Source organism: Limnohabitans sp. 2KL-51 (assembly GCF_003063645.1).
In the GTDB taxonomy this organism is placed as follows: domain Bacteria; phylum Pseudomonadota; class Gammaproteobacteria; order Burkholderiales; family Burkholderiaceae_C; genus Limnohabitans_A.
Window position 1 is genome coordinate 157,182 of sequence record NZ_NESJ01000003.1, and the last position, 21,696, is coordinate 178,877.

Annotated in this window: 19 protein-coding genes; 8 read left to right on the forward strand and 11 right to left on the reverse strand. The window is 59.6% G+C overall.

From position 1 onward, the window contains the following. The first annotated feature begins 107 nt into the window (after positions 1-107). Positions 108-1,076, forward strand: coding sequence for a 4-hydroxythreonine-4-phosphate dehydrogenase PdxA (locus B9Z49_RS03865; RefSeq protein ID WP_108352114.1), 969 nt, complete (start codon positions 108-110; stop codon positions 1,074-1,076). Beyond that, positions 1,073-2,032 (forward strand): tripartite tricarboxylate transporter substrate binding protein, encoded by a 960-nt coding sequence (locus B9Z49_RS03870; RefSeq protein WP_108352115.1) that lies wholly within the window; start codon positions 1,073-1,075, stop codon positions 2,030-2,032. The genes B9Z49_RS03865 and B9Z49_RS03870 overlap by 4 nt, the downstream gene beginning before the upstream one ends. On the opposite strand, the gene B9Z49_RS03875 is transcribed toward B9Z49_RS03870, so the two are convergent. The 8 genes from B9Z49_RS03875 to tsaD form a co-directional block, all read right to left on the reverse strand. After that, a complete protein-coding gene (locus tag B9Z49_RS03875; protein ID WP_108352116.1) occupies positions 2,019-3,692 on the reverse strand; it encodes an FAD-dependent monooxygenase in 1,674 nt (557 codons plus the stop codon). The two genes, B9Z49_RS03870 and B9Z49_RS03875, sit on opposite strands and share 14 nt — an antisense overlap. Further along, positions 3,689-4,885, reverse strand: a complete 1,197-nt coding sequence (locus tag B9Z49_RS03880) for an FAD-dependent monooxygenase (protein ID WP_108352117.1) — start codon at positions 4,883-4,885, stop codon at positions 3,689-3,691. The genes B9Z49_RS03875 and B9Z49_RS03880 overlap by 4 nt, the downstream gene beginning before the upstream one ends. Next, positions 4,882-5,883 (reverse strand): tripartite tricarboxylate transporter substrate binding protein, encoded by a 1,002-nt coding sequence (locus tag B9Z49_RS03885; RefSeq protein ID WP_108352118.1) that lies wholly within the window; start codon positions 5,881-5,883, stop codon positions 4,882-4,884. The genes B9Z49_RS03880 and B9Z49_RS03885 overlap by 4 nt, the downstream gene beginning before the upstream one ends. A gap of 31 nt (positions 5,884-5,914) precedes the next feature. Continuing rightward, positions 5,915-7,657 (reverse strand): thiamine pyrophosphate-requiring protein, encoded by a 1,743-nt coding sequence (locus B9Z49_RS03890; protein WP_108352119.1) that lies wholly within the window; start codon positions 7,655-7,657, stop codon positions 5,915-5,917. Between the two features lie 9 nt (positions 7,658-7,666). After that, positions 7,667-9,112, reverse strand: a complete 1,446-nt coding sequence (locus B9Z49_RS03895) for an aldehyde dehydrogenase family protein (protein ID WP_108352120.1) — start codon at positions 9,110-9,112, stop codon at positions 7,667-7,669. 269 nt (positions 9,113-9,381) lie between these two features. Beyond that, positions 9,382-9,993: a hypothetical protein gene (locus B9Z49_RS03905; protein WP_108352122.1), complete on the reverse strand. Its 612-nt coding sequence runs from the start codon at positions 9,991-9,993 to the stop codon at positions 9,382-9,384. A gap of 301 nt (positions 9,994-10,294) precedes the next feature. After that, a complete protein-coding gene (locus B9Z49_RS03910) occupies positions 10,295-11,572 on the reverse strand; it encodes a branched-chain amino acid ABC transporter substrate-binding protein (protein ID WP_108352123.1) in 1,278 nt (425 codons plus the stop codon). A 103-nt stretch (positions 11,573-11,675) separates the two neighbouring features. After that, positions 11,676-12,737 carry a tRNA (adenosine(37)-N6)-threonylcarbamoyltransferase complex transferase subunit TsaD gene (tsaD, locus tag B9Z49_RS03915; RefSeq protein WP_108352268.1) on the reverse strand — a complete coding sequence of 354 codons (1,062 nt, stop codon included), beginning with the start codon at positions 12,735-12,737 and terminating at the stop codon, positions 11,676-11,678. An 88-nt stretch (positions 12,738-12,825) separates the two neighbouring features. Between tsaD and B9Z49_RS03920 the strand changes: the two genes are divergently transcribed. The 4 genes from B9Z49_RS03920 (at position 12,826) to B9Z49_RS03935 (ending at position 16,685) form a co-directional block, all read left to right on the forward strand. Beyond that, positions 12,826-13,515, forward strand: a complete 690-nt coding sequence (locus tag B9Z49_RS03920; protein WP_108352124.1) for a substrate-binding domain-containing protein — start codon at positions 12,826-12,828, stop codon at positions 13,513-13,515. A 250-nt stretch (positions 13,516-13,765) separates the two neighbouring features. Then, positions 13,766-14,665, forward strand: a complete 900-nt coding sequence (ybiB, locus tag B9Z49_RS03925; protein WP_108352125.1) for a DNA-binding protein YbiB — start codon at positions 13,766-13,768, stop codon at positions 14,663-14,665. Beyond that, positions 14,662-15,447 carry a uroporphyrinogen-III C-methyltransferase gene (gene cobA, locus B9Z49_RS03930; protein WP_108352126.1) on the forward strand — a complete coding sequence of 262 codons (786 nt, stop codon included), beginning with the start codon at positions 14,662-14,664 and terminating at the stop codon, positions 15,445-15,447. The genes ybiB and cobA overlap by 4 nt, the downstream gene beginning before the upstream one ends. A 23-nt stretch (positions 15,448-15,470) precedes the next feature. After that, positions 15,471-16,685, forward strand: coding sequence for an NAD(P)/FAD-dependent oxidoreductase (locus B9Z49_RS03935; RefSeq protein ID WP_108352127.1), 1,215 nt, complete (start codon positions 15,471-15,473; stop codon positions 16,683-16,685). A gap of 5 nt (positions 16,686-16,690) precedes the next feature. Here the strand turns inward: B9Z49_RS03935 and B9Z49_RS03940 are convergent, their stop codons facing one another. The 3 genes from B9Z49_RS03940 to B9Z49_RS21740 are packed head-to-tail and all read right to left on the reverse strand — an operon-like array spanning position 16,691 to position 20,539. Next, a complete protein-coding gene (locus B9Z49_RS03940) occupies positions 16,691-18,040 on the reverse strand; it encodes a mechanosensitive ion channel family protein (protein WP_108352128.1) in 1,350 nt (449 codons plus the stop codon). A gap of 17 nt (positions 18,041-18,057) precedes the next feature. Further along, the gene (locus B9Z49_RS03945) at positions 18,058-20,322 is read right to left on the reverse strand and encodes a patatin-like phospholipase family protein (RefSeq protein WP_108352129.1); all 2,265 of its coding nucleotides are present in this window, start codon (positions 20,320-20,322) and stop codon (positions 18,058-18,060) included. Between the two features lie 40 nt (positions 20,323-20,362). After that, positions 20,363-20,539: a hypothetical protein gene (locus tag B9Z49_RS21740; RefSeq protein ID WP_158273416.1), complete on the reverse strand. Its 177-nt coding sequence runs from the start codon at positions 20,537-20,539 to the stop codon at positions 20,363-20,365. A 361-nt stretch (positions 20,540-20,900) separates the two neighbouring features. Between B9Z49_RS21740 and rpsU the strand changes: the two genes are divergently transcribed. Both rpsU and B9Z49_RS03955 read left to right on the forward strand, forming a co-directional pair. Next, the gene (gene rpsU, locus B9Z49_RS03950; RefSeq protein WP_019428257.1) at positions 20,901-21,113 is read left to right on the forward strand and encodes a 30S ribosomal protein S21; all 213 of its coding nucleotides are present in this window, start codon (positions 20,901-20,903) and stop codon (positions 21,111-21,113) included. A 113-nt stretch (positions 21,114-21,226) separates the two neighbouring features. After that, on the forward strand, positions 21,227-21,688 hold the full coding sequence (locus B9Z49_RS03955) for a GatB/YqeY domain-containing protein (RefSeq protein WP_108352130.1): 462 nt from the start codon (positions 21,227-21,229) through the stop codon (positions 21,686-21,688). The last annotated feature ends 8 nt before the right edge of the window (positions 21,689-21,696 follow it).

Here is a 21,696-nt window from a genome sequence, read left to right on the forward strand (position 1 = left end):
AAGTACGGGGGAAAACCAGAGCTTGACCGGCTTGGGTCGCCTGCTTAGCATGATCCGTCACGACGAATGACACCTGTTCGCCTGCGCACTTAACCCAAAGCCTACACATGACACTGCCCACACTGGCCCTCTTTACCGGCGACCCTGCAGGCATCGGCCCAGAACTGGTCGAAAAAATGCTGCAAAACCCCTCGTGGCAAACGCATGCCAGGGTCATCCTGATCGACCAGAAAGGGTCGATTCAGGTCCCTGCTGAAGTGGTCTGGCACGACTGGTCTGGTTCCAACGCCCCTGCTTTTGAACGCGGCGTGGCCAACGCCCACAACGGCCGCTACATGATCGCGGCATTGGCGGCCGGGGTGGACCTGGTGACGTCAGGCCAGGCCGATGCTTTTTGCTTTGCCCCGCTGAACAAGTCGGCCCTTCGCCAAGGCGGCATGACACAAGAGGACGAACTGCGCTGGTTTGCCGAACACATGCATTTCAGCGGCGTCTGCGGCGAGCTCAACGTGCTGAAAAACCTCTGGACAGCGCGTGTGACCTCGCATGTCCCCCTGAACGAAGTCTCCAGCTTGCTGAGCCCAGGCAAAGTGGCCGACGCCATCCGCATGATTTCTCAGGCCCTGCAAGCCTCTGGCGTCGCCAGTCCGCGCATCGCGGTGTGTGGACTCAATCCGCACAATGGCGACAACGGCAACTACGGCGACGAGGAAGGCCGCATCATCACGCCGGGCGTGCAGCAAGCCGCTGCCATGGGCTTTGCCGCCGACGGCCCCTTTCCAGCCGACACCACCTTTGTGCGCGCCATCCGTTCGCCAGGCGGTTACGACGGTGTGGTGACCATGTACCACGACCAAGGCCAAATCGCCATGAAGCTGATGGGGTTTGAGCAGGGCGTGACGGTGCACGGCGGCCTGCCCTGCCCCATCACCACCCCGGCGCACGGCACGGCGTACGACATCGCAGGTCAGGGTGTGGCCAATCCCCAAGCCATGACCAATGCATTCGAATTGGCGGCTCGCATGGCCACCTCTCGCCTTCAAAACCTCACCACCCCCAAGGAGACCTTGTCATGAAACTGAAGAAAATCCTGCTCGCGGCCCTGCTGGCCACGCCCTTGCTGGGTTTGGCGCAAAACTACCCCAACAAGCCAGTGCGCATCATGGTGGGCGCCAACGCAGGCGGCGGCACCGACATCATTGCCCGCATGTTGGCCGAAAAAATGGGCGAGGCCTTCAAGGGCTCGTTTGTGGTCGACAACAAACCCGGTGCCTCCAACACCATTGCCGCCGACCTGACCGCCAAAGCCCCGGCCGATGGCCACACCCTGCTGGTGGCCACCAACACCGGGCAAGCCATTGCACCGCACCTGATCAAACTCAGCTTTGACCCGATCAAGGACCTGACGCCAGTGGGTCTGATCGTCACGGTGCCCAACGTGCTGGTGGTGGGGGCCAACGTGCCTGCCAACAACGTGGCCGAGTTGGTGAGCTTGATGAAAGCCAAGCCCAACGAGTTCAAGTACGCGTCGTCCGGCGTGGGCAGCACCCAGCACATCGCAGGCGAGGGTTTCAACCTGGCCGCTGGCGTCAAAAGCATCCATGTGCCCTACAGGGGCAGCAGCCAGGCGCACCTGGACATCATTGGCGGCAACGTGCAGATCATGTTCGACACCACCTCCTCGGCCATGGGCCAGATCAAGGCCGGCAAATTCAAGCCCCTGGCCCTGACCACCGCCACCCGAAGCAGCGAGTTGCCCCAAGTGCCCACGCTGGCCGAGGCAGGTGTCAGCGGCTTCGAGATGAGCACCTGGTACGGCATGTTCGTGACCAGTGGCACCCCACCCGAAGTGACGCAGCGCCTGCAAACCGAGCTGGCCAAAATCCTGAAAATGCCCGACATCCAGACCAAACTCAAAGGTCTGGGTGGCGAGCCGGGCAACATCTCGCCCGAACAATTTGCGCAACTGAACCGTCAGGAATTCACGCGATTTGGCGATTTGATCAAGAAGGCCAACATCAAGCTGGAGTGAGGCAGCCTCGGCCACACAAAGTGGCCACCAGGGCTTGTGCTGACGCGTCATCCAGCCCATGCCCACGCCACACCGTGTGGGCGTCGGCACGCACCATGAGCAAGGGATGCTGGTATTCGGCCGGCAAGTCTTTCAGGCCCGACACGTCCAGCACCCGCAGCGGCATGCCTTGGTGTTGGGCCGCGGCTTGCAGGGCCTCCAACGCTTCGTCGTGTCCCGGCTTCAGGCACAGCAAGGTATAGGCGGGGCCCAGAGCGTCGTACAGCGACTGTCCTTCGCCTAGCCAAAAATGTGGCGCACGGCATCCGGGCACGGTCGACGCGGTGAAGCTGCCCATGCTGTACTCGGGCGCTTTGTCGCCGTCGTACACCATCACAGGCGACTGGTCGTAGTAGTAACCAAAGTTCAGGCCCGCGCAACAGTACTGCTGCACGTTCAGGTCGTACAAGTTTTGGCCAAAGGCATCGCGTGCAGCTTGCCCCTCGGAACTGTCGTCTTCCAGATTCAGCGGAATCTCGCGCCGGCGCTGGCTCATGGCGTGCGCATGGTTCATGGCAAAGCGTGAGACCTGCTCGGTGATCGGGTGACGTTCTTTTTCGTAGGCCGACAAGGCCTCGGGTGTGGCCCAGCCTTCGATTTGCGCCGACAGGTGCCAGGCCAGATTGGCCGCATCGGCCAGGCCCGCGTTCATGCCGTAACCGGCATAGGGCACCCACAGATGGGCGGCGTCTCCGGCCAAAAACACGTTGCCTTCGCGCAGCTTGTCGCTCACCAGGCGGCGACCAATCCAGTCTTCGCGGCTCATCTGTTCGTACTCGAAGTCTTCACCCACCCCGAGGATGGTGCGGATGGCCCAGTCGCGGTCCACCGCTTCAAAGTCGGTTTCGTGGTCGCGCAGGTAGTTGTGGATCAGCCAGACTTCCTGGCCGTCGATGGCGTAGATGTTGCCGCTGCGCCGGGGGTTGACGGTGAACATGGCCCAGGCCGCCGGGGCCTGCAGGCGAGTCATCAGGCCCGGCGCGCGAATGCAGGTGCTTTGCACGCGCTGCACCACCTCGTCGCCCACCAGTTGGGCGCCTATAGCCTTGCGCACCGCCGAACGGCCGCCGTCGCAGCCCACCAGATAAGCCGCTTGCATGTGCAGCGGCGGCGCATCGGGCGTGTCCAGGTTTTGAATGCGCACATTCACCAGGCCGTCGGTTTGCTCGAAGTCCAGCACTTGGTGCCGGTAAAGGGTGGTGATCAAGGTTTGCTTTTGCACATGCCCCGCCAAAATCGGCTCGATGTAGCGCTGGTTGATGCGGTGCGGTGGCTCGGGCGTGGGCCAGTTGCCGTCCGGGCCGCTGTGGTCGGTCAGGCGGGTGCTGCGCCCGGGAATGTGGATGCGGGCGATTTCTTGCCCCACGGTGCTGGTGCGGTACGACACGTCGTGCGGGTAATCGTCGGGCAAGCCTGCGGCACGCAGGTCTTGGGACACGCCCAGAGCGCGGAACAGCTCCATGCTGCGGGCCGAGATGTGGTTGCATTTGACATCCGGCAGCGCACCTGCAAGCCTCATTTCGACCAGAGTGCAGGCAATGCCGCGGCGCGCCAAACACAGCGCCAGGGTCATGCCCACAGGCCCCGCGCCCACCACCACAACGGGTGCATTCCAACTCATAACGGCACTTTCAAAGGGTCGTATTCAAACATCCAGTCGTAGCGGCGGCGGACTTTTTCGGGCTCCCACTCGCTGCTGACATAGTCCACCGCTTTGGCAGGGTCCGACAGCTGGGGGTTGTGAAAGCGCTGGGCGTTGTCACGCGACCGGTTGACGATGTCGGCGGTGCGCTGCCAGCGCAGTTTTTCAAAGCGGGCTAAGGCCTGTTCGGTCGGTTCATCCAAGGCCAGGCAGCGCGCCATGACGGCGGCGTCTTCGATGGCCATGTTGGCCCCCTGCGCCAAAAACGGCAAGGTGGGGTGCGCCGCATCGCCCAGCAGGCAGATGTTGCCCTGTGCCCAGCCGGTTTGTGGGGCACGGCCCAGCAGAGCCCATTTGAAAGGTTGATCGATGGCCGACATCAACTCGCACACATCGGCATGCCAATGACCAAAGTCTTGCAGCAACTCGGCGTGGGTGCCGCGCTCGGTCCAGGACTCGCTACGCCAGCCTTCACGCTCGATGATGCCCACCACGTTCATCAAGGCCCCGCCACGCACCGGGTAGGTGATGACGTGGGCCCCCGGGCCGACCCAATTGGTGCCGACCTGCGCCCGTAAGTGTTCAGACACGCGCTCCACAGGCACCAGCCCACGCCAGGCCAGCAAGCCGGTAAATTGGGCCTTGTCTTCGCCCAGCAACTGCTCGCGCAGCACCGAATGCACACCGTCGGCCGCCAGCAAAGCGCCGGCGCAGTGCTCAGATCCATCGTTCAACTCAAACGTCACGCCCGAAGCCGTGCTGAACGCGTTGACCACCCGCGCATTCAGGCGAACGGGAAGGTCTGATCTCGCCTCGAAAGCGTCCAGCAAGACCCGGTGCAAATCACCCCGGTGCACCATCCAGTAAGGCGCACCAAAACGCGCCAAACAATCGTCGCCCAGGTCGAACAGCTTCCATCGCTGGCCGGTGTTCCACATCCGGATTTCCTTGCCCCGCGCCGGGCTGACAACGCTTTGCAAGGCCTCACCCAGACCCAGCGCCAGCAAGACACGCGAACCGTTGGGCGAGATTTGCAAGCCCGCGCCCAACTCACCCAATTGCGAGGCTTGCTCGAACACTTCGACCTTGAAGCCTTGCTGCAGCAAGGCCAGGGCAGTGGTCAAACCGGCAATGCCCGCCCCGGCAATGGCGATGCGCTGGGGTGTGCTCATTGCGCCTTGATGTTGTTGTCTTTCGCCACCTGGGTCCACAAAGGAATTTCGGTGGCAATGGTTTTGGCGAAGTCAGCGCTGCTGCTGCCCACGGGACGGATGTCCAGCTTGGCCATGCGCTCAACCACATCAGGCAAGGCCATGATGCGGGCCATTTCTTCTTGTAAGCGCTTGACGATGGGCGCAGGCGTGCCCGCAGGCGCAAGCAAACCACTCCAGAAATTCACTGCCAAATCAATGCCCTGTTCTTTGAGCGTGGGCACTTGCGGGTAGCTGGCCAGGCGCTGCTCAGACGTGACGGCCAAAGCACGCAACTTGCCCGACTTAACCAGGGCGGCAATGGGGCCCGAGTCGATCAGGGTCATTTGCACCTCTTGGGTCAGCACCGCGTTGATGGAGGGCGCGCTGCCTTGGTAAGGCACATTCAGGGCCTTCAGTCCCGACTTGGCTTTGACCAGTTCCATCACCAGCTGAAAGGAGGCCGAGGGGTAGGAATAGTTCGTCTTGTCCGCGTTGGCTTTGGACAAGGCGACCAACTCGTTGAATGTTTTGGCAGGCGAGGCTTCGTTGACGGCCAGGATCATCGGGAAAGATCCCGCCAGGGAAATAGGCACCAAGTCGGTGATCGGGTTGTAGGCCAGCTTGGCCACCAACGCCGGGTTGAACACGATGGGGCCACTGGCCGCCATGAGCAAGGTGTAGCCATCGGGTGCAGCTTTGACCACAAACTCGGTGCCGACTGCGGCGCCCGCGCCGGGTTTGTTCTCGACCAACACCGGTTGGCCCAAAACAGGCGCCAATTTTTCTGCGACGACGCGCGCCAGAATGTCGTTGGCACCACCCGGCGCGTAGGGCACCACAATGCGCACGGCCTTGTTGGGCCAGGCCGCTTGCGCCCAAGACAGGGCTGGGGCCAATGTGGCCAAAGATGCGGCCAAAGACAAGGCGGCGGTGGCCACCAGCTTGCGGCGTACCGGGGATGTGAGGCGGGTTGTCATGGTTTGTCTCCTGTTTTATGGGGAATGAAAATCAAATCTTGGCGACGCAAGCCACCAGCAAAGCAGCACGGCCTTCATCCAGCGCCTGCAGACAGCGGGCGATGGCCGCAGGCACGTCTTCGGCGCGGGTAACCCGTTCGCCGTGCGCACCAAAGGCTTGGGCCACTTGTTCAAACTGGCGCTTGTCGCCCTTCAGACGGGCCTGAAATTCGCCCGCCTTGGCCGCAGGCCCATCGGGGTGCACGCGCAGCACGGCTTCCTTGACAGCTTGCCAGCCGCCGTTGTCCAGCACCACGGTGAGGATGGGCAGGCCTTGTGCTTGTGCCACGGCATAAACGGAAGTGGGGGTCGAAAAATGGAAACCGCCATCGCCTTCGATGTGCACCACCCGGTCATTGGGCCGGGCCAGCTTGACGCCCAGCGCCATGCCGCCGCTGTAGCCCAGGCCACCGCCAGCGCCCCCGAGAAAACTCATGGGGCGGGTGCGCAGTATTTGCTGCAGCACCGCAGGCGAATTGCGGATGGCTTCGTTGATGACAACGTCATCAGGGTGCAGCTGCAAGCCAATCTGGGCGCACACCCAAGCCGGATTGAGCGCTTCTTCTGTTCCCGGGTTTTGTGCGGCGGCTGCAACTCGTTCCAGCCGCTGTTGGCGCTGCTCAGGCCAGCGGGCCATACGCTCGGCCACGCGTTGGTGAAAGGCCTCGTCGGCCAGCGACAGCACCGCTTGGTGCAGATCGCGCAAGGCCAGCGCACAGTCGGCAGGCCAGCGCACGTCAGTGGCAAAACCCCAGGCCGGAAAATCTTTCTTGATCGGGTCCACGTCGATGTGCACCCAGCGGGTGCCTTCGCGGGGGCGGGTTTGGTGGGGCAACCAAGGCACGTCGATGTCGAGCAACAAACCCCAATCGGTCTCGGGCAAAAGCGGCGTCGGGTCAAAGCCAAAAAAGCACGGCGATTCGCGCGAGATGCACAGCCAAGTGGGGCTGAACTCCACCACCCGGATGCCGCACAACTCGGCCAGTGCTTCGAGCGCCTGCACGGCTTCTGGCTTGCGACCCAAATAGGAAGTGATCGCCAGCGGGTTCTCGGCCGCCATCAACTCGCGGGCGATCTGCAAAGTGGCCTCGGCTGGCAAGACCCCCATGCGCACCGCGCCGTAGCGGGTAGCGGGGTAAGACTTGACCTGCTCGGGTGCCCAAGTTTCAGCCAGGGTCTCGCGCGGCAGTGTCAAGTACACCGGCCCCGCAGGCTCGGTATGCATCACGCTGTGGGCACGGCGCACCACCTCTTTGGCCACCACGCCCGAGGGCAGGTTGTATTCCCACTTGACGTAGGGGCGCACCAAAGAAGCAATGTCAAACGGGTCTTGCACATAGTGCACATAGTTGTCGCGCGCTCCGGGCACTTCGCCATGCAGGGCATACGGGGCTTTGCCCGCCATGAGCAGCACCGGCAAACGGGCACGCATCAGGTTGTGCATGCCCATGGCCGCGTTGGCCGTGCCTGCGTCCACATGCACCATGACGCCCTGCCCTTGCCCAGTGACAGCGGCATAACCACCCGCCATGTGGATGGCCACGTTCTCATGCGGGCACAGCACCACCTCAGGCATGGCCTGGCCCTCAGCTTGCAGTCGCGCCATCTCGTCAATTAGCGTCACATGGTCGGTACCCAAGTTGGAGAACAGGTAGCGGATGCCGGTCTCTTGCAGACCTTCCAGAAAGTAACGGGCGGTGGTGTGTGGCGTCTTGGGCTGGGTCGAGTCGGTCATCGGCGAGGGTCAATCGTTGCATGGCATGAACACATGCTTGGTTTCCATGAAATCGTTCAGGCCTTCCACGCCATGCAAACGGCCAAAACCGCTTTGCCGGTAACCCCCGGTCTCGATCTCGGCAAACAAGCGGTTGTGCGCATTCACCCACACATTGCCAAACTTGACGCGCCGGGTGATTTGGCGAGCCGCCCGGTGGTCGGCGGTCCACACCGAAGCGGCCAGACCGTAACGTGTCGCGTTGGCGCGCAGCACCGCTTCGTCGTCTGAAGAGAAGGTCTCGAGCGTGATCATCGGACCAAAAATTTCGTCCTGCACAAAATGGCTGCTCAGGTCTTGCGTGGCCACGAGGGATGGCGTGATGAACGCGCCGCCGCGAGGCGTGTCCAAAGGCACATGTCCTGCCAAGATCACGCGGCAGTCGGTCGCAGCCGCGCGCACTTCTTCCAGCAAGCGGGCCTGGTTGCGCTGGTCAATCAAGGGGCCCATGCCCGAACTGGGCTGGTCGCCTGGCCCCACTTTGACTTGAGCCAAAGCTTGGGCCAGTTGCGATGAAAAATCGTCCGCCACCGATTCGTGCACCAGCACCCGGCTGATGGCGGTGCACATTTGCCCGGCCATGACACAAGCGCCGCCCACAATGCCGCGCACAGCAGCGCTCATGTTGGCATCGGCACGCACGATGGCTGGTGCCTTGCCACCCAGCTCCAACGACAAGCGAGTCAGGTTTTTGGCCGTCGACAAGGCAATTTGCTTGCCCACATGGGTCGAACCCGTGAAGCTGATGACATCGACTTCGGGGTGCGCGCACAGGTGCTGCGTGGCCACGATGTCTTGCTCAATGAAAGAATTGATGACGCCTGCCGGAATGCGCTCATCGGCCACCAGACAGGCCATGACCTGGGTATGCACGAGTGCGGTCTGGTGGGCTGCCTTGATGACCACGGTGCAGCCCGCAGCCAGCGCCGGGGCCAAAGAGCGCACCAGCAAAGTCACAGGCGCGTTCCAGGGCACGATGATGGCGGCCACACCAATGGCTTCGCGCTCGATGTGCGAATAAACATCGGGCTCCATCTCAATGACCCGGCCAAACAGGTTGCGCGCCAGCCCGGCGTAATAACGCAGCTCTGAAATGCCAGCCATGACTTCGCCTTCGGCCTCGCGCTGTAACTTGCCATTGAGCTGCACCAGCGTTTGCACCACTTGCGCCTTGTTGTGCTCCAGGCGATCGGCAAACAGGCGCAGCACGTCAGCGCGCAGCTTGGGTTGTTGCGCCCAAGTGGTGGATTCAAAGGCGCGGCGAGCGCTGGCGATGGCGGCATCCACTTCTTGCACACTGGCGGCCACGAATTGGGCGGCTTTTTCGCCCGTGGCCGGATTCATGGAATCTCCGATGGTGAGAACGCCGCTGGGCTTAAGCCATTGGCCGCCAATGTAGTTGTGCGCGATGAGCATGTCAGGGGGTGCTTTGATGGTGCTGGCGAGTATTGAGCAGGACAATGCAGACCTAAGGCTGAAACGCCAATGCCAGATGCTTAGCAAGTTAAGTAAATCAAGACTTGATGCTAGCCGCTGTGACGCCTTCAGCCATTGGGTCAAACCCTGCGTCATCGTCATTGAAAAAAGCACAGATGGCGTGCCCTCGGCACCCCAGCTTACCGCCTGAACTGCGCGTGTTCAGGAGCGGTTGAAAGCCCTCACTTGGGGCCCCTCGTCACAAAATCTCAAGCCACCAACAAATAGCCTTCGGATGCCGATACGTCCAAAGTGCGGCCCTTAATTAAAACAGGTGCAGCTTGCTTGAATGTTGTCACCACCCGGCCCTCGCCCATGGCGAAGATATCGTCTTGCAGGAGTCTGGAAAAGAACAAATCGGCCGATATCTGAGGCGCGTGCAAGTGGCAATAGTCGGACACGAGGGTTCGATAAAAACCCACAAATTCGCGCATCAAGGCACAGGTTTGCTCCACATCGACCAGCTGCGCCTGTTCGGGCACAGACAACAGTTTCAGTGGATTTTCGTTGTAAAAACCAAACCGCGTCCAGCCGAACTTAGGATAAGCGGTGTGTGTACGCCAAGCAGCGTAGTGCGGCTTGAAATAAGTCTGCATGCATTGGTCCGTGGCCACCAAAGCAAACAAGCACAACACAAACATGGGCCGCAACTCGACGTCGATATCATTCAGATCGTCTTGGGCGCGCGACCAGTTTTTGCCGCCGAACTGGATCAGGTCCTTGTCGTTCAAAATGTCTTTGAGCACTTGCGGCACTTCGCTGAATTTCAGCTTGCCGATGTCGCTTTGAAAACCGTGATTGAAATAATTGACGATGCTCATTTTTTGCCTTTCGATACAAAAAAATGAATTCAGCAGATGACAACTTGAAAAAGCCAAGGACTGACAAGCATTCAATCAAGCCCCTCAAAAATCCGAATATTTACCTTACATCGGATTTGTCATTTTCATTTATTTGTCATCTTAATAATTAATTTTCAATTACAAAAGACAATTCCAGAGTTATTACATATTGTTTCAAATTACCAGCCCTGTTGGCGCAGCTTAGCCAGAGGCTTGGTGCTAAGGCCTTTGCACCGGCCTCCACACAGCGCAAGTGAGAAAAGATCGCCTGAAAAATCGCTCAGGACCCTGGTCGCACCATCTGGCATGTGCTGGGCAGGCGGGCCTGCTCGGCCTTGATTTGACGCACCACCTTAAATCCATAGCCCGAGCCTTCCACGTCAAAAGGTACACCCGGTGTGCCCTGGCGGGCCATCATGCCAACCACCAGTGGCTGTTGAAACTGGTGGTCTTGCGCACGCATGCTGCCAGATTGCCCGGCGATGCCAACGCGGGCTTTTTCCAGCTGCAAGGCCACCGCCACCGGGTCGGTTCCTCCGGCTTTTTCCAACGCCTGTGCCAACGCCTCGATCATGAGCTGCATGCGCACATGGACATAGTCTTCGGATGGCTTGGGAAAGCGCTGGCGGAACGACTTGTAAAACTGAGCACTGGCTTCGCCCGGGACATTGGGCAACCAGTCAGCCACCGCAATCACACGGCCCAAACCGGCCTCCCCAATGGCGGCAGGCGCACCTAAGGCGTTGCCATAAAAGGTGTAGAACTTGCCTTCGTAACCGGCCTCGCGGGCGGCCTTGACCAAGAGCGTCAGGTCATTGCCCCAGTTGCCCGTGATCACGGCCTGCGCACCGCTGGCCTTGATCTTGGCGGCGTAGGGCAAAAAGTCTTTCACCCGGCCCATGGGGTGCAGCTCGTCGCCCACGATCTGAACATCCGAGCGCTGAACGCCCAATTGCCGCCGGGCCTCGCGCAGGACCGCATGACCAAAGCTGTAGTCTTGTCCGATCAAATAGACCGATTTGACGCTTTGGTCTTCGCGCAAGACATGCATGAGCGCCGCCATGCGCATGTCGGCATGGGCATCAAAACGGAAATGCCAGAAACTGCATTTTTCATTGGTCAAGGCCGGGTCGACCGCCGAGTAATTGAGAAAGAGCACACGCCGGGTGGGCTCACGCTCGTTGTGCTTGTTGATGGCGTCGATCAGGGCCGCCGCATTGGCCGACGAGTTGCCTTGCAAGACCACCTGCGCGCCGTCGTCGATGGCCGATTTGAGGGCCGATAAAGCCTCTTCGCTTTGGCCTTTGCTGTCGTGGCGTGTCAACAACATGGGTCGCATGCCTTGTGCGGTTGGGACGCCGCCGCGGGCATTGACCCGCTCGACCGCCCAGACAATGTTGCGCACTACTGCCTCACCCGTGTTGGCGAAGGGGCCGCTCAGGCCTTCGATCAGCGCAAGCCGAATGGGCGAAGGGGACTGGGCATGGACAGGCACCCAACACAAGGCAAAAGCCAAACTCACCCAAGTGCGTCGCGAGAATAGAGGCAGGGAAAACATAAACAGAGTGACGCCAGGCCGTGACCCATCGCGCGAAAGCAAAGGGGCGGAGTTTAACCAGCCAAGGCACGCACCATCGGGTTAACCCGTATTCAAGCGGGGCTTACGCAGGAAACTCAAACGGGGGGAGTTCCTGCAAGTGCCAACGGGGCTTGACGTCAAAGCTGTAGCGCGCCTCGGCCACCTGCACCCCGGCTTGCAAACGCATGGCGGCGGCCATGGCGATCATGGCGCCGTTGTCGGTGCACAGGTGCAACTCCGGGTAATGCACGCGCACCTTCGCTTTGGCGCAGGCAGCGTTGAGCTGAACGCGCAACTCGCGGTTGGCCCCCACGCCTCCGGCCACCACGAGGCGCTTCATGCCGCTGGTCTTGAGCGCAGTCATCGATTTTTTGACCAGCACTTCCACAATCGCGGCCTGGGTCGATGCGGCCAGGTCGGCCCGCTCGGGCGCGCCTTCGGTATGAGCGGCAGGGCCAATTTTCTGGCTTTGCGTGAGCACCGCCGTCTTGAGGCCTGCAAAAGAAAAGTCCAGATCGCCGCTGTGCAGCAAGGGGCGCGGCAACTTGTAAGCGGCTGGGTTGCCCTGCTCGGCCAAACGCGACAGGCCGGGGCCTCCGGGGTAAGGCAAACCCATGAGTTTGGCCGATTTGTCAAAGGCTTCTCCCGCAGCGTCGTCGATGGTTTCGCCTAACAATTCATAGTGGCCCACGCTGTCCACCCGCATCAATTGGGTGTGCCCCCCCGACACCAACAAGGCGATGAAGGGGAATTCGGGCGGGTCGGCGCTCAAAAACGGCGAGAGCAAATGCCCTTCTAGGTGGTGCACGCCCAGCACCGGCTTGCCCAGGGCTGCGGCCAAAGCACAAGCCACGCCCGAGCCCACCAGCAAAGCCCCGGCCAGCCCTGGGCCCCGGGTGTAGGCCACCACGTCAATATCGGCCAAAGTGGCCCCCGCCTCGACCAGCACTTGGCGCGTGAGCGGCAACACCCGACGGATGTGGTCGCGGCTGGCCAACTCGGGCACCACACCGCCGTAGGCCTGGTGCATCTCGATCTGGCTGAACAGCGCGTGCGACATCAGGCGCGGCATGGCACTGCCCGTGATCTCCACCAAGGCCACGCCCGTTTCGTCGCAAGAAGATTCGATTCCCAAAATTCTCATGACCACGAGTTTAAGCGGCGAATGGGTGCGGGTCCGGCCCTTGGCCATAATCCAGTGGCCAACGAAGCATCCTTTCAAAGCAACCACCATGACCACACTGCGACTCATTTCCTCCATGGCCACCAAACCCTTGCTGGCCGATCTGGTTGCGCTTTACAAAGCGCAAGCGCCTGATGTTCAAGTGCTGGTCGAGTCGGTCGGCGGCGTCGATGCCGCCAAGCGCGTGCAGGCGGGTGAAGCCTTTGACGGCGTGGTGCTGGCCAGCGACGCCATCGACAAACTGTTGGCCAGCGGCCATGTGCAGGCGGGCAGCCGCACTGATCTGGTGCGCTCGGGTGTGGCGGTGGCCGTGCCTGCGGGCCAACCCGTGCCCGACATTTCGACCGAAGGCGCGCTCAAAGCCGCTGTTCTGGCCGCGCCCACGCTGGGCTACTCCACAGGCCCGAGCGGCGTGCAACTGGCCAGACAGTTTGAGCGCTGGGGCATCACCGAACAAATCAAGGACCGCCTCGTCCAGGCCCAACCCGGCGTGCCGGTGGGCTCGCTGTTGGCGAAGGGCGAAGTCGCTCTGGGCTTTCAGCAGCTGAGCGAAATGTTGGGCGTGCAGGGCATCACCATCGTGGGCGGCCTGCCCCCGGCGGTGGAAATCATCACTATGTTCTCGGGCTCGGTGGCAGCCACCAGCAGCCAAGCGGATGCCGTGCACACCATGCTGGCATTCTGGGCATCGGCCGCTTGTGCCGACACCAAGGTGCGCCACGGAATGAAGGCGGCTTGAGCGCAGCTTATTGATCCGGCCCTGTGAATTCTTGAACAACACTCAAGGAATGGGGTTTTTGTCTGAGCCCACCCCAGTGGGCGATGGCTTGCCTTAGCGGTGTGGATGCAATCGCCCACAGGTTGGGCTCCCACAAAGACAAAATATCAGCATGGCAGACAAAAAATGGGCCATTCAAACATCTAAGGGCCGGATTAATGGACATACCCATATAACGAACAGTTAGATGGATTCCTCCACAATCGCCCGCATGGGAATCGGCCACTACATCAAAGACATCGGACGCGGCAAAGACGGTGCGCGTGCGCTCGGCCGCGAGCAGGCTGCCGACTTGATGGGCCAAATCCTTGACCAGCAAATCAGCGATCTGGAGCTGGGCGCGTTTTGCATCGCCATGCGCATCAAGGGCGAGACGCCCGAAGAGATGGCCGGTTTTCTGGACGCCACGCACGAACGATTGCACAAAGTTCACACTGGCCAAGCACCCACCGTGGTGCTGCCCAGCTACAACGGCGCACGCAAACTGCCGGTGCTCACGCCCTTGCTGGCCCTGCTGCTGGCACGCGAAGGTGTGGCGGTGGTCATGCACGGCACAGCGACCGAAGATACGCGCGTGAGCAGCCTGGCGGTGCTGGCCGAGTTGGGCATGGCTGCTTCTGGCCAATCGCCGCAAGTGAAAGCCGGTGAAGTGGTGTTTGTGCCCACGGATGCGCTGAACGCCGGGCTGGAACGCCTGCTTTCTGTACGCCGCGTGGTGGGTCTGCGCAACCCGGGGCACAGTTTGGTGAAACTCATGAACCCCTGCGAGGGTCCGGTCCTGGTGATCAGCAGCTACACCCACCCCGAATATTTATTGTCTATGTCGACCACCTTGGCCCTGACCGGCCAGCACGCCTTGCTGCTGCGCGGCACCGAAGGCGAAAGTGTGGCCGATGCCCGGCGCACGCCAGCGATGGATGTTTTCAAAGATGGGCAAACGCGACGTGTGCAGGGCCCACAAGAAGGCTCGCTGTTTCAAGTGCCCGACTTGCCCGGCCCAGACGCGTTGGCCACGGCTGCTTACATCCAGCGCGTTTTGCGCGGTGAGCTTCCTGTGCCTGGTCCGGTGGCGCAGCAAATCCAACACATCCTGCAAGAGGTCAAGCCATGAACACATCCACCACAGGCCGTTGCACCTTGGTCGGCGCGGGCCCCGGCGACCCGGAGCTGCTGACCCTCAAAGCCGTGAAAGCGATTGCCAGTGCCACGGTCATTTTGGTGGACGATTTGGTCAACGACGCTGTGCTCGAACATGCATCCCCCAACGCCCGCATCGTGCATGTGGGCAAGCGTTGCGGTTGCAAGAGCACGCCGCAGGCCTTCATTGACAAACTGATGATCACCGCCGTTCAAGATGGCGAGCAGGTGGTGCGCCTCAAGGGCGGCGACCCGTTCATCTTTGGCCGGGGCGGCGAAGAAGTCGAGCATCTGCGCGCAGCAGGCATCGACGTCGAGGTGGTCAACGGCATCACCTCGGGCCTGGCGGGCATGAGCAGCCTGGGTGCGCCGCTCACCCACCGCGAGCATGCACATGGCGTGGTGTTTGTGACGGGCCATGCCAAACCCGGCGACACCGGCACCGATTGGCCACAGCTGGCCGCCACCGCTCGGCAGGCCAAACTGACGCTGGTCATTTACATGGGCGTGAGCAGCCTAGAGCACATCAAGGCTGGTTTGTTGCAAGGCCTGCCCGCATACACGCCTGTGGCCATCGTGCAGCACGCCAGCTTGCCCCAGCAGCGTGAAGCCCTGACGACGCTCGGCGAGGTAGTGAACACCATCGAACGCGAAGGCCTGCAAAGCCCGAGCGTCATCGTGGTGGGTGATGTGGTGCAAGGTGCGCGCGCTTGGCGGCAGGCCCAGCCAGGGGCCGCATCACTTCGCACAGCTTGAGCGCCCCCTTACACTCCTGACCCATGAATACATGGGATGCAGTGATCGTGGGTGCTGGGGCTGCCGGTTTGTTTTGCGCAGGCGTGGCAGGCCAGCGCGGCTTGAAAGTGCTGGTGCTGGACCACAGCGACAAGATCGCCGAAAAGATCCGCATCTCTGGCGGCGGGCGCTGCAATTTCACCAATCGGCTGCTCGACGCATCCGCTCCACAGAAACACTTCATCGGCCAAAACCCGCAGTTTTGCCGCTCGGCCCTGTCGCGTTACACGCCGCAAGACTTCATCGATCTGGTGCAAAAGCACGGCATTGCTTTCCATGAAAAGCACAAAGGCCAGCTGTTTTGCGACCACTCGGCCGAAGACATCATCCGCATGCTGCTGGCCGAATGTGAAGCAGGTGGTGTGACCCTGAAAATGGGCTGCGCCGTTCAGGCTGTGCGACTTTTAGAAGGTGACAGCTACGAACTGGACACCTCACAAGGACCCATCCAAACAAAGTCTTTGGTGGTGGCCACGGGTGGCTTGTCCATCCCCAAAATAGGAGCCACAGGCTGGGGCTACGAAGTGGCCACGCAGTTCGGTCTTCGCCTGGTGGAGCGCCGCGCTGGTCTTGTACCTTTGACTTTTGACGGTGCCGCCTGGGCACCTTATGCGCAATTGGCCGGACTGGCTTTGCCCGTGGGGATCAGCACAGGTGAGAAGAAAACCCGCATGCACTTTGACGAAGACTTGTTGTTCACCCACCGGGGTTTGTCAGGCCCGGGCGTGCTGCAAATATCAAGTTATTGGCAGGAGGGCACGCCCATTCGCCTGAACCTGGCGCCCGAGGTGAACTTGCCCGTTCGTTTGCAAGAGGCCAAGCTGCGCTCGAAAAAATTGCTGAGCAACGAGTTGGCCACCTTGGTGCCCAACCGCTTGGCCGAGGCTTGGGTCAGCCAAGACCCCGCTTTGCAACGCACCTCGGCCGAAGTACCCGACAAAGCCTTGAACAAACTGGCGCAAGAACTGTCCGACTGGACGCTCACGCCCACTGGCAGCGAAGGCTACAAAAAAGCCGAAGTGACCTTGGGCGGCGTGGACACGCGCGATTTGTCTTCACAGACGATGGCGTCCAAACAGCCAGGTTTGTACTTCATTGGTGAGGTGGTGGATGTGACGGGCTGGCTGGGAGGCTACAACTTCCAGTGGGCATGGGCCAGCGCCCACGCATGCGCCACGGCTTTGCCCACCCGCAACTGAGGTCATCAGTTCAGCCGAGGTGCACTGTTCATCAAGGAAGCCGTTGCGGAGACGCCCCCCTCTGCGGCCAAACCCACGCCTTCGGCTCGAAAACGCATGCAAATGTCAAACAGCAGTTCGGACACCAGCCCCTTGTGGCCATTGTGCAAATCATTGATCCAGAAGCTGGTCTCCAACGTCACCTCGCTGGCAGCCACAGCTGCGATCAACACTTCGCCGGTGGGCTCGACCAACACACGCGGAGATGTTTTGAGCGATTGCAAAATCAATTCACGCGCAAGGGGGTAGTCGGCGATATCCCCGATTTTTAGGAGAAATGACACCCGGAAGTCATCGTTGCTCAAGGTGTGGTTTTGCAGAACACCCTTGATCACGCTGCTGTTGGGAATGAGGCTTTCGGTGCCCACCGCATCGCGAATCACCAGGGCACGGCTGCTCATTTGCACCACCCGCCCGGTGATTTTGTCGATGGTCACGTAATCACCCACCTTGAGTGCGCGCTCCAGCAAGACATACAAGCCGCTGAAAAAATTGACCACAAATTCCTGCAAGCCAAACCCCAAACCGATGCCCATGGCCCCGGCAAAAGCAGCCAGGGTGGTCAAGTCGACACCAGAGCTGACCAGCACACCGATCAGCGTGAACATGAAAATGCCCATGCTGAACAACCGGGTCAAGATCAAGGCATCGTTGCCTTGAATGGTCTCCTGTCGAGCATAGCGCTGAAGCAAACGCGCCACCAGATCGGCGATTTGGCCTGCCACCGTGAGCGCCACAACACCCATGATCAAACCTGTTGCGATGTTCACGCCCTTGAAGACTTGCTCACCAATAGAAAATTCAATGGTTTGGATGAAAGTGGTGATCGGCTGGAACAAACCGAAAAAGGTGAGTACGGCCACCAACACGACAGACCATTCGATCATGTGCAAAAAAATCCGCAACACCTCGTGCGGGTGCAGAACATGGCGAAAAAACCAGCCCGCCACACGAATGGCCAAAACCCACAGGGTCAGGGACAGCACTTTCCATAGAACCAGCAAGTCAAGAGCGGCCCACCCCCACAGCAAGCCAGCCCCCAAAAAAGCAGCCATACAACTTGCCGCAAACACCGCAGGCCCCATGGTCTGGAGACCTGCCATCCCCAACTGCCTGAACTTCGTGCCCCCCACCGCCATCCGACGCAGCAAGCGCCAGCGCAGCAAGTAAGCGGCCGCAATGCTCAGCACACAGAGCGCGCACTGCGCCACAAAATTGGGCAACGCCAGATTGAGGTAAGCGTGGTAGGCCATCGATTGGTAGAAGCCATCACCACTCATCACGACCTGGTCAATCCGCATGAAACTCAAACTCATGACAGCCCTGCCTTGTCTTAAAAACTGAAACGTCTGCCCAATTGCAGAAACACGTTGTAGGCATTGCCAGAACCCTTAGCCGCCCCGAGATAAATATCGCCGACCTTGCTGTCCACTGCGACAAAGAGGGTCCCGCTGTAACGGGTGCGGATCTGATCTCCCTGATTCCACGCATCGCCGGCTTCCAATACGGTGCCCACATAGGTTCTTTGATTGAACACACCGCCGTCGGACAAGCGGTACATGTAAGTGCCTTGCACATGGGCCAGATCGCTGCCCGCCAACTGACCCATGCGATAAGCCCCCATGAGCTGGAACCCGCCCAGGAACAACTGGGTGGGCGATTGGCATTTCTCACACTCCCGGGTGATTTGGTCTCGGGCAAGGTTCAACCCGGCATTGAAAATGTGGGGCCCCACAGAGCGGGCCAGCTTGACACTCAAACGACCGCCCCTGTAATCCACGCCCGACAAACCCTGCTCCAGGCTGGCATTGACAAAAAAGCCACGGGTCGGAAAACTGAGCGAATCGAGTTGATCAATTTGCAGCTCGGTTTTGACGCCGTTGTACTTTAAACGGTTAGTTTGATCTGTGGACGTCTCCAAAAAATCAAAGCGCGTGTCAAACGTCCTGCGAATGGTGCTGGAAGTCAAACCCAATTTGATGTTGGCCTTGCGCCCATAGTCGTAAACCAGCTGGGCGTCCAGCTTTTGCAATGTCTGGTTGAAATAAGCCAACTTTTTCGCGCTGACATCGTCACGGTCAATCGTTGTCCGGTACCACGGTAATTGGTTCCTGTCCCAAGAAAAGCCTGTCTCCACGCTCCATTGCGGACTCAAGGGTTGGTAAAGCCGTGCAGCCAACTCGGCTTGCGTGCCCAATCGGGCATCGAGTGAAAACTCCAAGCCCGATTCAGTCAACCAAGGCCGACGATAGCCCAGGCCTACAGAAAATTGCGTGACGCCGGCCAACTCGCTGGAAAATCCTAGCGTTGTTTTCATGAAATGGGGGCTGTAGGGTTTTTCCCGCACTTGCACCACCAGGGTGTATTGATCCCCTTGCTGCTGCACCAGGCTGTAGCTGACCAAGTCAAAATAGCCGCTGGTGTAAAGCTGATCAATGTAGCGCTCGGCTTCCACCGAAGAAAACTCCGACTCGAGCAAGGGCGACATGACCGACTGGATGAACTGCCGAGGCACATCCTGGTTGCCTTTCGCCTGGATGGCCACAATCCGCTTTTCGCGCTGGTCAAACGACAGCTGCCTGGATGCAGGCTGCGCTACAGAACGGTCCCATCCAACTTGCAGGCGCTCCCACCGGTCGTTGACCGCAGACACTGCGACCTGACCTCGGCGCACAATTTCGGCAGCACGGTTGAAATCCGCAAAGCCAACGTCCTGCAGCTGCGGGGCCACCAAAATATCTTGCGGCCTGAGCAAGGCCATGTTCCTCTTCTCGTTTTGCCGAATCAAAATATCGACCATCCGATTGGCCACCACCAGCGCATGACTGGCTTGCTCTGCTTTGCCATCATCGGCACCACCCGCCAAATAAGAGGCAATGATCACATCTGCCCCCTCATGCAATGCCACTTCGACAGGCAAATTGGCCACCAACCCACCGTCAACGTAGGTCTCGCCATCCACTTCCACCGGCGCAAAGACAGCGGGTGCCGCCATGCTGGCGCGGATGGCCAAGTGCAGGGCGCCTCTGTCAAACACCTTCATTTCGCCATCCCGATACCGGGTGGCCACCGCTCGGAAAGGAATTTTCAGGTCATTGAAATTGACCTGCGGCGGGACATGAGAAGTTAAATCTTGCAAAAGTGCCAGAAACCGTTGCCCGTCGCTCACGCCACGGGCAAAGCTGGCCCCCCCATTCTTGATACCAAACTCAAAGTCCACCGGATATTTTTGCTGGTAAGCGCGGGTACGTGATGGCAACTCCAGCCGATTGAGTTGGTCAAGCGCCACTTTGGAGGGGTCCAAGCCCCCCACCACGCGCTCAATCTCATCCGTGGACAAACCACTGGCGTACAGCCCCCCGATCACGGCCCCCATGCTGGTGCCCACAATGCGGGCAATGGGAATGCGGTCTTGCTCCAGTCTTCGTAAGACGGCCAGATGGGCGAATCCCTTCGCGCCACCACCGGCCAGCACCACCACCACAGAAGGCAACTTCACAGGTTGGGCCGTCAGTGGCTGGGCCCAAACACCCCAACTCAACAGCCAAGTGCTGAAGAACAACAACAGCCGCTGGATTTTTGCTTTGTTGCACAACATGCCAGTTACTTTCAAAAATAAAATTTATTGACTTATTATTTTATAAAATAAATTCAAAGGAATACTTTAAAACGTCGGTGCAATCTGGGCCTTCGCCGTTTTCAATGTCCCGGTAGCGCATCGATGCTCGGCTTGCCAAGCGCCAAACGGCCATGCCGAAAAGAGCAGCGTCGTCAACCGCCAACGCAATGGACGGAAAAGCCAATTCACTGCACATGCCCTGTTTTCGCCCCTGTCTTGGTTTGCACAGACATAGCCACGGCGAGAGACGTGGCAAATACAACAAATTTTTTAAATTAGTCATATTTATCAATTTAATTTTATTAAATTAGGCATAATTGTAATATTATCCAGTGCTTTGAAATCCGCCTTTGCAAAAACTTTCACGCTCAGCGCCAATACTTATCTGCAGCACTGAAGATCGATCGGTCACAAACTTAGCGCTATAATCTCAGGCTTTGCTGGCAAACCCCCGTCTGCCAAATACTAGTTCGTGACGGGGAACCGCCGAAACTGGGTTTCAAGGGCCCGATCTCCCTTGTTACTGCAGCCGGCACATTTTTGGAAACTTTGATTCAATGACCACCATCCGCGTGAAAGAAAACGAGCCGTTTGACGTTGCCCTGCGTCGCTTCAAGCGCACCATCGAAAAACTCGGCCTGCTGACCGACCTGCGTGCCCGCGAGTTCTACGAAAAGCCGACCACTGAGCGCAAGCGCAAAAAGTCGGCTGCAGTCAAGCGTCACTACAAGCGCGTTCGCAGCATGCAGTTGCCCAAGAAGATGTATTGATCTTCCACTTTGCTTGACCTGAAAAGGTCTGCAAACAAGCCCGCTGGAGGACGCTCAGGCGGGCTTTGTTGTTTTTGATTTCCTTTTATAAATGCCCATTCTTGGAGCCTCTCATGAGCCTGAAAGAACAAATCACCGAAGACATGAAAACCGCCATGCGGGCCAAAGACGCCGAGCGTCTGGGCACCATCCGCCTGCTGCTGTCGGCCCTGAAGCAAAAGGAAGTGGACGAGCGCATCGAACTGGATGACGTGGCCGTGGTGGCCATCGTGGACAAATTGATCAAGCAGCGCAAAGACTCGATCGCCGCCTTTGAACAAGCTGCCCGCCAAGATCTGGCCGACAAAGAAAAAGCCGAAATGGCTGTTTTGGTGGGCTACCTGCCAGCACGCATGTCGGCCGAAGAGGTGGCGGCTGCGGTGCAAGCCATCGTGGCCGAACTCGGCGAAGAAATGGGCAAGAAGGTGGGCCCAAGCGACATGGGCAAAGTCATGGGTGCGGTCAAAGCCCAACTGGCAGGCAAGGCCGATATGGGTCTGGTGTCCGCTGCCGTGAAGGCTGCGCTGGCGGGCTGACCTGGGAT